The sequence below is a fragment of the Candidatus Latescibacter sp. IFSED24 genome (assembly GCF_058273205.1).
Genome location: NZ_CM177850.1, coordinates 62,259 through 75,712 on the forward strand (window position 1 = coordinate 62,259; position 13,454 = coordinate 75,712).

Genomic DNA, 13,454 nt, shown 5'->3' on the forward strand with positions numbered 1-13,454 from the left:
TCGAATACAATCGTAACATGTTGTAAGAGAATGAGATAATAAAACACAAAACCTGGCTTGGTTCTTGCGCTGGCTGTGGTGGCGTTCAGGGCACGAACGCCGACAGGATGTTGCGTTGCTCCGGGATCGCGGCGCTCGTCCGGGGTCCGGGTTCTGCTGGAATCCGGGCCCCTTTTCGATGGCTTCCGGGCGTGGGCCGCGCGTGGGACCGGGCTTCAGGCCACTCGATTCCGGCTCGCGGGTGTCACGGCTGTTGCCAGGTGACCTCGAGGCTGTCGAGGAGCGCCCCGGGGTTCAGACCCAGCCCCTCGGCAAGGTCCTTGAACCTGGTGTCGGGATCCAGGGACCAGCCTCGCCGCATGCCCAGCGCCTGGAGCGTGGCCACGTCCAGGGTCGACCGTTCGGCGTACTGGCTCAGGGTCAGCCGGCCCAGGCCCGATGCCGGGTGGGGGAACGCCTCGGTGGGAGCGGCGGCCGAGGCGGCTGCCGGTTCGAGCAAGGCCTCGAGCAGCTGTTGCGGGCTGCGGCCGGCGGCGTGGGCGATCTCCAGCACCGTGCGCTCGGGCGTGGCCTCGTGGTAGCCGGCTTCGCGCAGGATGGCGGCGGCGGCCTCCGGGTCGCTGGTGCGGAGGGTTCGGCCCTCCCAGCGCGCCCAGTTCTCGAGCCCGCCCACGAAGCGGCCCAGCGGGGTCAGCTCGGCGTGGCCCCAGGGCGGCGAACCCAGCGTGCGCTCCCAGCTCGTCTTGGCCCAGCCGCCCAGGTCGGTGATCCAGGTCAGGGGCGGCCAGGCGGCGAGGGTGCCCGCGGCGAAGAACACGCACAGGACCAGCGCCACGTTGAACTCGCCGGTGAACACGCGCAGCCGGCGAGTGCGGTCCTTGAGGTAGAGGGTGAGCGCGCGCCAGTTCAGCACCAGGTGCCAGATCCCGCCCACCAGGAAGAGGACCATGAACGTGGTGTGCAGCGCCCCCCACTGGTCCTTGTCCAGGCCCAGCAGACGCCAGTCGGCCCAGTGGGCCACGCGGCCCTGGGGGACGATCCAGAGCACGAGGCCGGTGAGCGACATGACCACGAAGGAGAGGAGCATGTTGACGGAGATGATGCGGCGGATCTTCAAGCGTGGCTCCCGTTCGCTCAATGGAACACGTCGTACAGCCGCCGCTTGATCTTCTTGGTCGGCGTCTTCTCGAACTCGGTCCACACCAGCTTGAACCGCACCACGGCCGCGTAGCCGGGCACCAGCTTGTTCAGCGCCTGGCGGTTCTCCTCCATGATCTCCTCGAGCTTCTTCTCGTCGACCCCGTCCTGGTCGGCGCGCTCGACGTCGGGGTGGACCAGCGCGCAGATCTTGCCGTTGCAGTCCAGGACCACCGACTCCATGACGTAGGGCAGGTCGTTCAGCCGTGCCTCCACCTCCTCGGGGTACACGTTCTGGCCCGAGGCGGTGAGGATCATGTTCTTGCTGCGGCCGGTGAGGAAGAGGTAGCCGTTCTCGTCGAGGTGGCCCAGGTCGCCGGTGTGCAGCCAGCCGTCCTGGTCGATGCAGGCGGCCGTGGTCTCGGGGTCCTTGTAGTAGCCCATCATAACGTTCTCGCCGCGGACCAAAACCTCGCCCACGCCGTGCTCGGGATCGGTGAGGTCGATCTTGCACTCGAGGTAGGGGATGACCCTGCCCACCGACCCCAGCGGCGGGCCGTCCTTGACCACCGAGTAGCTGATCAGCGGGCCGCACTCGGTCATGCCGTAGCCGTTGGCCAGGTCGAAATCGATGCTGCGGAAGAAGGCGTCGGCCTCCTTGTTGAACGCCGCGCCGCCGATGACGACCTCCTGGAACGCACCGCCGAAGTTCTCGCTGATCCGCTGCTTGATCTTGCGGCGCAGCAGCAGATTGACCCCGGGGATCTTGAGCGCCGCCTTCATGGCGGGGGTCTCGAGCTGGGGCTTGATCTTGTTGCGGTAGATCTTCTCGATGATCAGGGGCACCGACAGCACCACCACGGGCTTGACCTTGGCGAAGGCCTCGAGCAGCACCTTGGGCGTTGGCATGCGGCTGATGAAGGTGACGTGGCCGCCGCCGATGGACGGCGAGATGAGGTCGAAGGCGCAGCCGTAGCTGTGGGCCAGCGGCAGGAAGCTCACCACGTTCTGGTTCACCGAGAGGTCCAGGCTGTCCAGGTAGTAGCGCGCGTTCACGATGAGCGAATGATGGCTGAGCATCACGCCCTTGCTGAAGCCGGTGGTGCCGCTGGTGTAGACGATGGTGGCGAGGTCGGGGCCCGGGGTGGGGTCGAACTTCAGGTCGGTGCGCGAGAGGACCGTGCGGTAACGCTCGACGTAGCCCGTGGGCGCGCCGGCGACGATGGCCGGCAGCTGCTTCTGCTCGTGGGTGCGCAGCGAGAAGTCCTCGAGGCGGAAGATGCCCTTGAGGTTCTTCATGCGCTTGTCGTCGAGGCTATCGTAGATGGGGTCGGCCACGAAGAGGAGCACCGAGTCGGAGTGGGAGACGCAGTGGTGGATCTCCTCCGGGGTGAAGTCGGGCAGGATGGGCACGATCACCGCGCCGTAGGTGATGGTGGCGAAGAAGGTGACCGCCCAGTGCGCGCTGTTGCGGCCGCAGACCGCGATCTTGTCGCCGCGCTCCACGCCGGCCTCGGCGAAGATGTAGTGCAGCTGGAGGATGCGGTTGGCGACGTCGCCGTACTTCAGGGTGGCGCCCTGCCAGTCGCTGTAGCACGGGCGATCCCAGTGATCGCGGAGGCTGGCGGCGAAACTCTCGACCAGGTTCTCGTTCAGCATGTTGGCCATCCTGCTGGGGGAGGTCGGGATCGACTTGTCAGGAGAAGATAATGGCAGGACAGTTTCTCGCCTGTCCAGCCCCCACTGCGCGGAGCGGGGGCTGGCAGGGTCGGTGCGGGAATACCTACCGGCGGGAGCCGATCAACAGCCGCAGCACGTACCAGAACATCAGAGCGATGCTGGCGAAGAGCTCGAGCGCGGCGCCCACGAAGCGGTCGTCGGGGAACGAGACCAGGATCTTCTGCGTGTCGTAGAGCACGGCGGCGCCGGCCAGGGCCACCATGCCCACCGAGAACCACGTGCCCAGCTCGAAGCCGAAGATCACGCCGCCCACGATGGCCAGGAGCGCCACGATTCCCGCCCAGCGCAACAGCCCGCCGAGGAACGAGAAGTCCCGGCGCATGGACAGCGCCACCATGGTCAGCAGGGTGAAGCCGATGAGCGTGATCAGGGCCGCGCTCTCGATGGCGCCCGGCGCGTAGTAGTTGGCCATGAACAGGAGCGGCACGAAGATGATGGCGTTGGCCACCACGTAGAGCGCCAGGCCCAGGTACTGGCTGCCGATGCTGCCGGCGCGGTAGGCGAAGTTGCGTGCCAGGAAGCCCGAGAGCATGAAGCCGCCGAGCACCAGCAGCCAGCTCGTGCCGGTGAGCGCGCGGGCGATGGACACGGCGACGCCGCTGGTGAAGAGCAGCACCTCGAGCAGCACGAAGAGCGCGATGGCCGCGGCGAGGTGGCCGTAGACGCGGCGCAGGAAGGTGGCGCGCATGGCAGCGAGCTGCTCCACGCCCAGGGCCTGTTCGCCGCCAGGACTGCGAAGACGATCATCCATCATCAGGATCTCTCCCGGGTATGGCGGGGCGACCCGCCGGAACATGCGATCCAATATCAGAGGCAATATACAGTGGATCGGCCGGATGTGTTCCCGCGATCAGACGACCCGCCAGCCCTTGCCGACCTCGATGGGCTTCTCCAGCTCGACCTCGTCGCGGATGGGGATGCCGTACTGGCCAACGTGCGGGATGTTGGGCTTGAGCATGCGGATCTTCTCCATGCCGCCGATGCGGAAGTCGGTGATCACGAAGCCGCGGCGCTGGAAGAAGCGGAGGCTGTCCAGGTTGTCGTTGGTGGTGATGGCCCACAGGCAGCGGCAGCCCTCGGCGCGGGCGGCGGCCTCCACCGCCTGCAGCAGCTCGGTGCCGATGCCCATGTACTGGCACAGCGCGTCGATGCTTACCACCTCGCAGCGGTCGCCCTGGATGTCGTAGGTGGCCAGACCCACGCGCTCACCGTCCTGCACCGCGATGAAGCCGGGCAGCCTGGTGGGGTCGTGGACCACGTCGCGGCTGACCAGGAAGTTGCCGCCGAAGAGCAGCTCGGTGCGTTCCTGGACCCAGGCCTTGTCGGCGTCGCTGAGATTGGTGATGAGCATTCCGGCGGACCTCTCCCTCGCGGTGGTCGATGATTTCGAGAGGAATAAGGTGGTCAACGAGGGTCGGGGGGGCAAGGTCGGCCCGGTCGGCGCGAGAGGCCGGCCGGGCCGATCGTTCGCTCAGCTCTTGGCCGACCGCGACGGACCGGGATAGCCGTCGGAGATGTAGGCCTCGAGGGTGCGCAGGTGCAGCTCGGTCTTCTGGGACTTGGCCTTGACCAGATCGCCGATGGAGAGCACGCCCAGGATGGTGTCGCCGTCGAGCACTGGCAGGTGTCGGATGCGTTTCTCGGTCATGGTGGCCATGGCCTCCTCGAGCGAGGTGTCGGGGGTGAGGTAGATCACCGCGCGGGTCATGACCTCGCTGACCGGAGTGTCGCGGGCCGTGCGGCCCTGCACCGTCACCAGGCGCAGGTAGTCGCGCTCGGTGATGATGCCCACGAGCTGCTCGTTCTGGGTCACCAGCATGGCGCCCACGTTGCACTGGACCATCTTGGTGACCGCCTCGAAGACCGTCTGGTCGGGGGTCACGGTGTAGAGGGCCGTGGTCTCTTTCCGGGCCAGCAGTTCCTTGACTTGCATCTGGCGTCTCCTTTCGAGGGCTTCAGGCGGTCTCGGGGCGCAGCAACCGCCGCGTCCAGAGGACCGTCAGGACCGCCGTGGCGAGCAGGAGCGCTCCCACGGCCTGATGAACGGTGGTGACGACCACGTCGGCGGTGTGTGGGCCGCCGACGGGGCCGGAGAGGTTGCGCACGAAGAGCGCCACGAAGCCCAGGATCAGCTGGACGGCGAGGCCGTGCATGAGCCCGTGTCCGAGCCGCCTGAGCTCGGGCTGCTGCTTGTGCCGCAGCGCGAGCCGGCTGCCCAGCACCACACCCACCGCCAGCACCAGCACGGCCACGGTGATGTGGGCGTGCAGCGCGGTGTCGGTGTGGCGCAGCAGCGCGCCCAGGGTCAGCTGAACCACGAGGCCGCCCAGGAGCCAGAGCGCCAGCTTGCGCTCGAGCCCGGCGGCGGGGGTGGCGACCGCCGTGGCCTCGCGCCAGCGCCGGGTGCTGACAGCGGCCAGCGCCACCATGGTTCCGAAGAAGACCTGGCCGGTGACCCCGTGGACCACGGCCAGGATGAGGTTGGGCCGCGTGATGGCGGGGTCGTCGCTGAGCGTGAAGTGGCCGGTGACCCGCAGGCCGCCGAGCAGTCCCTGGACGATCACCAGCACCAGCGCCACCAGACCCAGCCGCTTCAGCCAGCCGCGATCCTCCACGCGCCACAGGTGGATCGCCAGCACCAGCGTGGTCAGCCCCACCAGCGAGCCGAGGAGCCGGTGCACGTGCTCGTAATAGATCCCGCCGGTCATGCGCGACAGCGGGTAGAGGAACATGTTGTAGCCGTAGCTGTTGGGCCAGTCGATCACCGCGAGGCCGGCCTCGCTGCCGGTGACGATGCCGCCGGCCACGAGCAGCAGGAAGGTGGCGGCGGCGGCCACCACCGCGAATCCCGGCAGCCCGTGCCGCGACAGCAGCGGTGGCTGGCCGGTCTCCGGCCGCCGGCTCACGGCGGCGCCCAGCAGCCCCAGCGCACCGCCCAAGAGCAGCGAGCCGGGCACCCACCAGAGCGCCGATGGGGTCAGGCTGTTGGGCGATTCGGCGCTGGTCAGCAGGCTGCCCAGGACCAGGAGATTCAACAGTCCCACCAGGAGGCCGACCTGCAGCCCGCCGAGCAGGCCGCGGTCGGTGAACCGGACGGCCGCCCAGCCGCCGGCGGCCAGGCAGAAGAGCAGCAGGACCATGAGCAGCCAGGCCGGCGCGTTCACACCGGGGAACCGGGACACGTAGCCCACGGCCCACATGGTCACCGTGGTGCCGAAGCCCAGGGCCAGCAGGTCGCTCCCGTGGTGATAGCGCACCGCGGGGGCGGTGGAGGGGTCGGACATCGAGGGCGTTCCTCCTGGGTGAAAAAAGCTCCGGCGAAATCCGTGTTCAATAATACATTACCATTGATATCGGAATTCAACCAGTCCACTTCTGCAAAGTCCGACCGACCGGGGGACCGCCATCACCATGCTGCGCGACTATCTTGAACTCTCCAAGGCCCGCCTCTGCGGCATGGTCCTGATCACCACCCTCGTGGGCTATCTGCTCGCTGTCCCGCGCCTGGACTGGACGGTGTTCGCGGCCACTCTCGCGGGCACCATGCTCACCGCGTTCGGCGCCAACGCTCTCAACCAGTTCCGCGAGCGCGACATCGACGCCCACATGCACCGCACGCGACACCGGCCGCTTCCCGCGGGACGCCTCTCGCCGCTGGCCGCCCTGACCTACGGCGTGGCCGTGAGCATGCTCGGCACCTTCGTGCTCCTGGCCTGGAGCGGCGTATGGCCCGCCGTCCTCGCCGCGGCCACGATCCTGCTCTACGTCCTGGTCTACACCCCGCTCAAGCGCAGCAGCACGCTCAACACGCTGGTGGGCGCGATCTGTGGCGCCATCCCGCCGCTGATCGGCTGGACCGCCGCCACCGGCGGCTTCGCCCTGGGCGGCTGGCTGCTCTTCGCGCTGCTCTTCGTCTGGCAGATGCCTCACTTCCTGGCGCTGGCCTGGATGTACCGCGAGGACTACGCCCGCGGCGGCCTGCGCATGCTGCCGGTGGTCGACCCTGAGGGTCGCATCACCTTCCCGGTCACCGTGCTCTTCGCCGCGCTGCACCTGCCGCTGGGCCTCCTCGTGACGCTGGCCGGGGTGGCCGGACCGTGGTTCGCGGTGGGGTCGCTGCTGCTCGGGATGTGGTGGGGCTGGCTCGGCTTGCGGCTGTACCGCAGCCACAGCGACCGCGATGCCCGCCGCGTCTTTCTCGCCAGCCTGGCCTACCTGCCGCTGGCCCTGCTCCTGATGGTGGCCGACCGCGGCCCGGGCCGCGCCGAGGACGTGTGGCTCGAGACCAGACCGCGACCGGACACGGTGGCGGCGACTCCGTCCCCGGTGGTCGAGGAGGCCCTCCGTTGAGCCGCCTCGATCCTTCAGCTGCTCCCCGCCGGAGCCTGCGCGGCGCCTGGTGGGTGGTTGCGGTGGTCGGCGTGTTCTTCGTGGCGGTGGCGGTGTTGCAGCTCGGCGAGGTCCGGCGCAGCCGTGAACACGCCCACGTCGGCGACGGCAGGGATCCCGCGACTTACGGTTTCGATCTGTCGGCGCTCTCCATCTCCCGCCAGTGGCTCGCCGCCGGCATGCCCCGCGACACGCTCATTCCCCTGGACCGGCCCCCGCTGCTCGGCGCGGCCCAGGTGGATTCGCTCAATCACGCCGAGCGCGGCAAGTACCTGGTCCCGGACGACCTGGTGATCGGGGTCGTGGTGGGCACCACCGCCCGCGCCTACCCGGTGCGCGTCCTCGACTGGCACGAGGTGGCCAACGACACCCTCGGCGGCGTGCCGGTGGCCGTTTGCCGGCATCCGTTGAGCGGGTCGGCGGTGGTGCTCGACCGGCGGCTGGGCGATGGCGTGGTCTCGCTGAGCGTGAGCGGGCTGGTCTGGAACTCGCACCATCTGTTGCACGATGGCGCCGGGTCGTTGTGGCTGCCGCTGCTGGGCGAGGCGGTGGCGGGGCAGGCGTTGGGTGACACGCTGGCGGTGATTCCCTCGGCGCTGGTGCGATGGGCGGAATGGCGCGCCGCATTCCCCGCAACGACCGTGCCGTGGCCCGACCCCGACATGCGGGCGGCCTACAAGCGCGACCCCTATGGGAGCTATGCGAGCAGCGATCTGTTGCGGTTCCCGGTGGCGTCGTTCGCGGTGCCGGAGGGGGGGCGGTCGAAGGATCAGCTGGCGTGGGGGCTGTCGCGACGGTCGGGAGTGGCGTTCGCGCGGGGGCATGGGTATCGGTTCGTGAAGGAGGTGGTGGGGGAGTGAGGGGGGGCTGGTCGCGCGGCCGCGTGGTCGCGTAGCCGTCATGGCCGTCTGGTCGTCTGGTCGTCTGGTCGTCTGGTCGGTGAAAATATAATTCATAACCTTTTCCCAATATCTCAATCATTTGTCGACAAACGAAATAATTCCATCTTACCCGAAATTCTTCGTGATATTTTCGCCTTATTTTCGTATAATTCTTCCTAGCCACCTCCTCCCGGATCGCTGGTCTTCCCATGTCCTTCCAACCGGATCTGCCCGCCGGCGCCGTCCACGCGCGCCTGGTGGAAGCCGTTCGTTCCTTGAACCAGGCCGAGCACCACGTGATCGTCTGGTTCGCCGAGGTGCGCCGCCGCCGGCTCTACCGCGCCTTCGACTGCGCCTCCATGCGCCAGTACGCCGTGACGCGGCTGGGCTTCTCTACCACTCGTGCCGCCGACCTCGACCGCCTGGCCGCGCGCCTCGACGAGCTGCCGCGCCTGCGGGCCTCGGTGGCCAGCGGCGAGCTGGGCTACACCAAGGCGCGGGAGATCGTCAAGGTTGCGAGCCCGCGCACCGAGGCGGAATGGCTGCAGACGGCGGCATCCTCCTCGCGCCGCGAGCTGGAGGCCAAGGTCCAGCGGGTGCGGCGGAAGGCGCAGGCGCGTCGGGCGGCGCGGGTGGGGCAGGGGGAGTTGCTGCCGAGCACCGAGTCCGCGTCCGAGACCCGGCTGGCGGCGGCCGCTCCGGTCCAGGTCGGCCTGCGGCTGACGGCCGAGCAGGCGGCGCGGTACGAGGCGCTGTGGCAGGAGCTGGGTCGGGCGCCGAACGCGGAGGACCTGCTGGCGGCGCTGGCGGAGCTGGTGGAGGCGCGGGGAACATCGAAAGGCGTAAGTGACAGCGATGAAAGCAGATGCGCTGGAGCCAGCCCCCGGGGGACGCGTCCTCCGGTCCAGATCCACGTCCATCGCTGCCCCGAGTGCGGGGCCATGGAGGCGGCCGGGCGGCGACTGGACAATGCCGACGCTGCCCGCGTGGAATGCGATGCGGCGCTGGCCGAGCCCGGCGGGCGGAACACCACCACGATTCCGCCCGGTACGCGGCGCGCGGTGCTGGCGCGCGATCGCCATCGCTGCCGGACGCCGGGCTGCACGCACACGCGGTTCCTGGAGGTCCATCACATCGTGCCGCGCAACCGGGGAGGCACCAACGCGGCGGCGAACCTGATCACGCTGTGCAGCGCCTGCCACCGGCTGTGGCACGAGCGGGGGCGGCCGGGGTGGTTCGCGCGGTGCGAATCGGCCGGCCAGGATCGGCCTGGGTCCAGGCCCAGGACTCCAGGTTAGGAGGCGGCCATCCTTGCTCCTGGTCCGGCCAGGGTCTACGATCGGCGGGATCGGCGGTGGTCCGGGTGGCCCTGCCTGGATATCCTGGCGGAGATCCGCGCCAGGTATCCGGATCTGTTGCCGTTCTTCAGCCTGGAGCCGACCCATGCACGCCATGATCCTCCCCCGGCAGGGCGCTCCGCTCGAACCCGCCACGCTTCCTGATCCCGTGCCGGGACCGGGCCAGGTCCTCCTGAAGGTCCATTGCTGCGGCCTCTGCCGCACCGATCTGCATGTGGTCGATGGCGACCTCGCCGAGCCGCTCCTGCCGCTGGTGCCCGGCCATCAGATCGTGGGCTCGGTGCTGGCGGTGGGGGAGGGTGTGCAGGGGTTCGCTGCGGGCCAGCGTGTAGGCGTACCCTGGCTCGGCGGCTCCTGCGGGACCTGTCGCTACTGCGCGGACGGTCACGAGAACCTCTGCGAGCACGCCATCTACACCGGCTATCAGCGCCATGGCGGCTTCGCCGAGTATGCCGTGGCCGACGCCCGCTTCTGCTTCCCCCTGCCTGCGGGCTATCCCGATCTGCAGGTGGCGCCGCTGCTCTGCGCCGGGCTCATCGGCTACCGCGCCTGGCGCTTCTGCGAGCAGCCGCGCCGCGTGGGCTTCTACGGTTTCGGTGCCGCCGCCCACATCCTGGTCCAGGTGGCCCGGCACGAGGGCGCCGAGGTGTACGGATTCTGCCGCCGCGGCGACGAACGCGGCATGGAGTTCGCCCGGAGCCTGGGTTGCGTCTGGGCGGGTCCCAGCGACGAGCCGGGCCCCGTACCGCTGGGTGCTGCCATCATCTTCGCGCCGGTGGGCGCGCTGTTGCCCTCCGCGTTGCGTGCGACCGACCGCGGCGGGCGGGTGGTCTGCGCGGGGATCCACATGAGTGACATCCCCTCGTTCCCCTACGCCGATCTCTGGCACGAGCGTCGCATCGTCTCGGTGGCCAACCTCACCCGCCGGGACGGCGAGGAGTTCCTCCAGCTCGCGCCGCGGATCCCCGTGAGCACCACCGTGACGCCCTACGCGCTGGCCGACGTCAACACCGCGCTTGACGACCTGCGCGCCGGGCGTTTCGATGGGGCCGCCGTCATCGTCGTCGACCCGGAGGCCTGCAGGTGAGCCATCGCATCCTGATCGTCAACAGCACCTTCTATCCCCAGGTGGTCGGCGGCGCCGAGATGTCGAGCTGGCTGCTGGCGCGCGAGCTGACCGCGCGTGGGTGGCACGTCGACGCCCTGGCGAGCACCGGTTACCTCGACGAGGGGCCGCGCGACGAGCTGGCGGCGCGCGAGCTCGAGGGCATCGGCGGCGAGATCCTCGAGGCTGCGAGCTGCGGCCACCAGCACCTGCTCGTCCGCGAGGATGAACCCGCGACGGGCCTGGTCACTCGCGGCCGCCACCATTTCGCCCAGGTCCACGACGCGCGCTGGCGGCGGCTGGCGTTGCAGGCGCTCGACCGCTCGCGGCCCGACGTGATCCACACCAACACCATCGTCGGACTCTCCACCGCGGTCTGGGAGGCGGCCCACTTGCGCGGGATCCCGGTGCTGCACACCCTGCGCGACTACCATCTGCTCTGCCCGCGCACCACCCTGCAACGCTCCAGCGGCGCCCAGTGCGCTGGCGGGCCGCTGCCCTGCCAGGTGCTGCGCTGGTTGAAGCGGCGGCACACCGAAGGGGTCGTCCTGGCAACGGCGCCCTCGCGGTTCGTGCTCGAGCGTCACGCCGGCTTCGGCTTCTTCGCCGACATCCGCCGCGAGGTGGTGCCCAACGCCTGCGAGGGCGATCCGCCGGCCTACCGGGAGCCGCCCGCCGAGCGCACGCGCGGCCTCTACCTCGGCCAGCTCGATCATCACAAGGGCGTGGGCGTGCTGCTCGAGGCCCTGGAGCGCGTGTTGCCCGAGGCCCCGCCCGGATTCGGCTTCGACCTCGCCGGCCACGGTCCCCTGCAGGCGGAAGTCGAGGCGTTCTGCGCGCGGCATCCGGGTCGCGTCGCGTTCCACGGCATGGTCCAGGGCGAGGCCAAGACGGCGTTGCTGCGCGAGTGCTCGTTCGTGACCGTGCCCTCGGTGTGGCACGACAACTTTCCGCGCACCATGCTCGACGCCTACATGCACGGCCGGCCGGTGATCGGGGCCGACCGCGGCGGCATCCCCGAGGTCGTGGTCGAGGGCGAGACCGGGACGATCATCGAGCCCGAGGCCGGGACCCTGGCCGCCGCCCTGCTTCGCTACGCCGGCGATCGCGACCTGATCCTGGTCCAGGGCCGCCATGCCCGCCAGCACGCCGACCGCTACACCCTCGACCGCCAGGTCGACCGCTTCTGCGAGCTCTATGCCGATCTCGCGGCTGGACCCGGCACGTGATGCATCAACGGTGGCTGGTGGCCGTCCTGCTGGCCTGGTCCTGCTGCCTGTGCCTGGCCCTGGCTCTCACCGCACCGCTGAACATCGACGAGAACATGTACTTGACGGCCGCCGCACTGCTCGGCGAGGGAACGCTCTATGCCGAGATCCCCTTCCTGCAGACTCCCTACTCGGCCTGGCTCTACGCCGGGGTGGTCTGGCTCGTGCCGGGGGGAGAGGTCCTGCTACCGGCGCGGCTCTTCAAGGCGGTGGCCGGATCGGGCCTGTTGTTCTGCGTCTGGCTGCTGCTGCGCCGCTTCGGGGCTCCGGGGTGGCTGGCCGCGGTGCTGGTCGTGCTCCTGATGCACGACGGTGTCTGGCGTGGCGCCTTGCCGCTGGCCCGCAGCGACGACCTGGCCCTGCTGGCGACGCTGGGCGGCCTGCTCCTGCTGCCGTTGCGGCCGGGTGACGAGGAACAGGGCTGGCGTCTCGTGGCGGCCGGCTCCCTGGCCGGCGTGGCGGTGGGTCTGAAGCTCACCTATGCCGTGCCGGCGCTGCTGGTGGTGGGCTGGCCGTTGCTGGCGCCACAGACCCTGACCGACGGTCGGCGCGACCTGCGCTTCACGTTGTCCGGCCTGCTGATCGGCCTGGTGCCCCTGCTCGTGGTGGCGGCGCGTGTGGACCCGACGCTGCTGCGCTTCAACGTCCTGGACTACCATCTGCTCAACGCCCGCTTCCATGCCGAATCCGGTCTGCGTCACCATGCCGCTCCGGCCGCCAAGCTCCACGACCTGAGGCGCCTGTACCGGGAAACCGATCACGCATGCGTGGCGGGGCTGGCGCTCCTGGCGACAGGGCTGGCCTGCTGGCGAGGGCGGCGGGCCTGGCCCACCACATGGCGGCTGGCGTGGCTGCTGCTCGTGGCCGGACTCGTGCTGGTGCTGGTGCCGAACCCGATCCAGGACCACTACTACTTGCTGCTGATCCTGGGGGCCGCCGTGGTGACCGCTGCCGCCTCGTGCCGCCTCGAGGGACGCTCGGCCCGCGCTCTGCAGGTCCTGGTCGTATTGGCCTGCCTGGTGAGTGTCGGCCATCACGCGGGTCGCGACATGCAACTGACCAGGCGACTGCTGGCCGGAGAGCACTGGACACCGCTGGATGTGCGGCTGGCCGGTCGAGCGCTGGCCGCCCTCACGGTCGACGACCCGCAGGCGCCCATCCTCACGACCCATCCGCTCTATGCCCTGGAAGCAGGTCGACCGCCGGCCCATGCCCTGGCCGCCGGCCCCTTCCTCTGGCGACTGGGCGGGTGGGTGCCGGAACCGGTGGTGTCGGCGCTGGAACTGGTGACGCCCGGGAACCTGGACCGGGCGGTGGCCCGGCTGGATCCGTCGGCGATGGTGGTCGTGGCCACCTCGCCGTGGGACGGACCGTTCTCGGAATGGGCCCGCACGAATGGCTGGCGGCCGGCCACGGTGGCGGGCGGGATCCTGGCCTGGTTGCCGGGTGGAGAGGATGCCCCCGATACCGATGGCGGGTGAGGCAGGTCCGATGCCTCGGCTGCATGCGGGCTGCTGATGGCCGAGGCAGCCGGCCGGCGGTCAACCTCCTGCGTTTACAAACTTCCCGCTGACCG

At 69.6% G+C, this 13,454-nt stretch carries 12 protein-coding genes; 6 read left to right on the forward strand and 6 right to left on the reverse strand.

The window, feature by feature from the left end:
• Nucleotides 1-244: 244 nt before the first annotated feature.
• The 6 genes from IFSED24_RS00230 to IFSED24_RS00255 all read right to left on the reverse strand — a co-directional run bounded on the left by IFSED24_RS00230 (nt 245) and on the right by IFSED24_RS00255 (nt 6,161).
• Nucleotides 245-1,117 (reverse strand): DUF4405 domain-containing protein, encoded by an 873-nt coding sequence (locus tag IFSED24_RS00230; protein ID WP_491333212.1) that lies wholly within the window; start codon nt 1,115-1,117, stop codon nt 245-247.
• Nucleotides 1,118-1,134: 17 nt separating this feature from the next.
• Nucleotides 1,135-2,796, reverse strand: a complete 1,662-nt coding sequence (locus IFSED24_RS00235; protein WP_491333213.1) for an AMP-binding protein — start codon at nt 2,794-2,796, stop codon at nt 1,135-1,137.
• A gap of 124 nt (nt 2,797-2,920) precedes the next feature.
• A complete protein-coding gene (locus IFSED24_RS00240) occupies nt 2,921-3,631 on the reverse strand; it encodes a Bax inhibitor-1/YccA family protein (protein WP_491333214.1) in 711 nt (236 codons plus the stop codon).
• Between the two features lie 96 nt (nt 3,632-3,727).
• Nucleotides 3,728-4,228, reverse strand: coding sequence for a GNAT family N-acetyltransferase (locus IFSED24_RS00245; protein ID WP_491333215.1), 501 nt, complete (start codon nt 4,226-4,228; stop codon nt 3,728-3,730).
• Nucleotides 4,229-4,348: 120 nt separating this feature from the next.
• Nucleotides 4,349-4,810 carry a CBS domain-containing protein gene (locus IFSED24_RS00250; RefSeq protein ID WP_491333216.1) on the reverse strand — a complete coding sequence of 154 codons (462 nt, stop codon included), beginning with the start codon at nt 4,808-4,810 and terminating at the stop codon, nt 4,349-4,351.
• A 22-nt stretch (nt 4,811-4,832) separates the two neighbouring features.
• Nucleotides 4,833-6,161: a COX15/CtaA family protein gene (locus tag IFSED24_RS00255; protein WP_491333217.1), complete on the reverse strand. Its 1,329-nt coding sequence runs from the start codon at nt 6,159-6,161 to the stop codon at nt 4,833-4,835.
• Nucleotides 6,162-6,288: 127 nt separating this feature from the next.
• Here IFSED24_RS00255 and cyoE point away from each other — a divergent pair, with 127 nt between their 5' ends.
• From cyoE to IFSED24_RS00285, 6 genes are all read left to right on the forward strand, one after another.
• Complete coding sequence (gene cyoE, locus IFSED24_RS00260) at nt 6,289-7,227, forward strand: heme o synthase (RefSeq protein ID WP_491333218.1); 939 nt, start codon at nt 6,289-6,291, stop codon at nt 7,225-7,227.
• Nucleotides 7,224-8,126, forward strand: a complete 903-nt coding sequence (locus IFSED24_RS00265) for a DUF3179 domain-containing (seleno)protein (RefSeq protein WP_491333219.1) — start codon at nt 7,224-7,226, stop codon at nt 8,124-8,126. Before cyoE ends, IFSED24_RS00265 begins: the two co-directional genes overlap by 4 nt.
• Nucleotides 8,127-8,356: 230 nt before the next feature.
• Nucleotides 8,357-9,445, forward strand: coding sequence for an HNH endonuclease (locus IFSED24_RS00270; RefSeq protein ID WP_491333220.1), 1,089 nt, complete (start codon nt 8,357-8,359; stop codon nt 9,443-9,445).
• Between the two features lie 145 nt (nt 9,446-9,590).
• Nucleotides 9,591-10,592: a zinc-dependent alcohol dehydrogenase family protein gene (locus IFSED24_RS00275; RefSeq protein WP_491333221.1), complete on the forward strand. Its 1,002-nt coding sequence runs from the start codon at nt 9,591-9,593 to the stop codon at nt 10,590-10,592.
• Nucleotides 10,589-11,839, forward strand: coding sequence for a glycosyltransferase family 4 protein (locus IFSED24_RS00280; RefSeq protein WP_491333222.1), 1,251 nt, complete (start codon nt 10,589-10,591; stop codon nt 11,837-11,839). The genes IFSED24_RS00275 and IFSED24_RS00280 overlap by 4 nt, the downstream gene beginning before the upstream one ends.
• Complete coding sequence (locus IFSED24_RS00285) at nt 11,836-13,359, forward strand: hypothetical protein (RefSeq protein ID WP_491333223.1); 1,524 nt, start codon at nt 11,836-11,838, stop codon at nt 13,357-13,359. The genes IFSED24_RS00280 and IFSED24_RS00285 overlap by 4 nt, the downstream gene beginning before the upstream one ends.
• The last annotated feature ends 95 nt before the right edge of the window (nt 13,360-13,454 follow it).

Excerpts from the sequence above, each read along its gene's own strand:
- IFSED24_RS00245 (WP_491333215.1), bottom strand. The coding sequence starts at position 4,228 with ATGCTCATCACCAATCTCAGCGACGCCGACAAGGCCTGGGTCCAGGAA.
- cyoE (WP_491333218.1), top strand. The coding sequence starts at position 6,289 with ATGCTGCGCGACTATCTTGAACTCTCCAAGGCCCGCCTCTGCGGCATG.
- IFSED24_RS00250 (WP_491333216.1), bottom strand. The coding sequence starts at position 4,810 with ATGCAAGTCAAGGAACTGCTGGCCCGGAAAGAGACCACGGCCCTCTAC.
- IFSED24_RS00240 (WP_491333214.1), bottom strand. The coding sequence starts at position 3,631 with ATGATGGATGATCGTCTTCGCAGTCCTGGCGGCGAACAGGCCCTGGGC.
- IFSED24_RS00275 (WP_491333221.1), top strand. The coding sequence starts at position 9,591 with ATGCACGCCATGATCCTCCCCCGGCAGGGCGCTCCGCTCGAACCCGCC.
- IFSED24_RS00270 (WP_491333220.1), top strand. The coding sequence starts at position 8,357 with ATGTCCTTCCAACCGGATCTGCCCGCCGGCGCCGTCCACGCGCGCCTG.
- IFSED24_RS00235 (WP_491333213.1), bottom strand. The coding sequence starts at position 2,796 with ATGCTGAACGAGAACCTGGTCGAGAGTTTCGCCGCCAGCCTCCGCGAT.
- IFSED24_RS00255 (WP_491333217.1), bottom strand. The coding sequence starts at position 6,161 with ATGTCCGACCCCTCCACCGCCCCCGCGGTGCGCTATCACCACGGGAGC.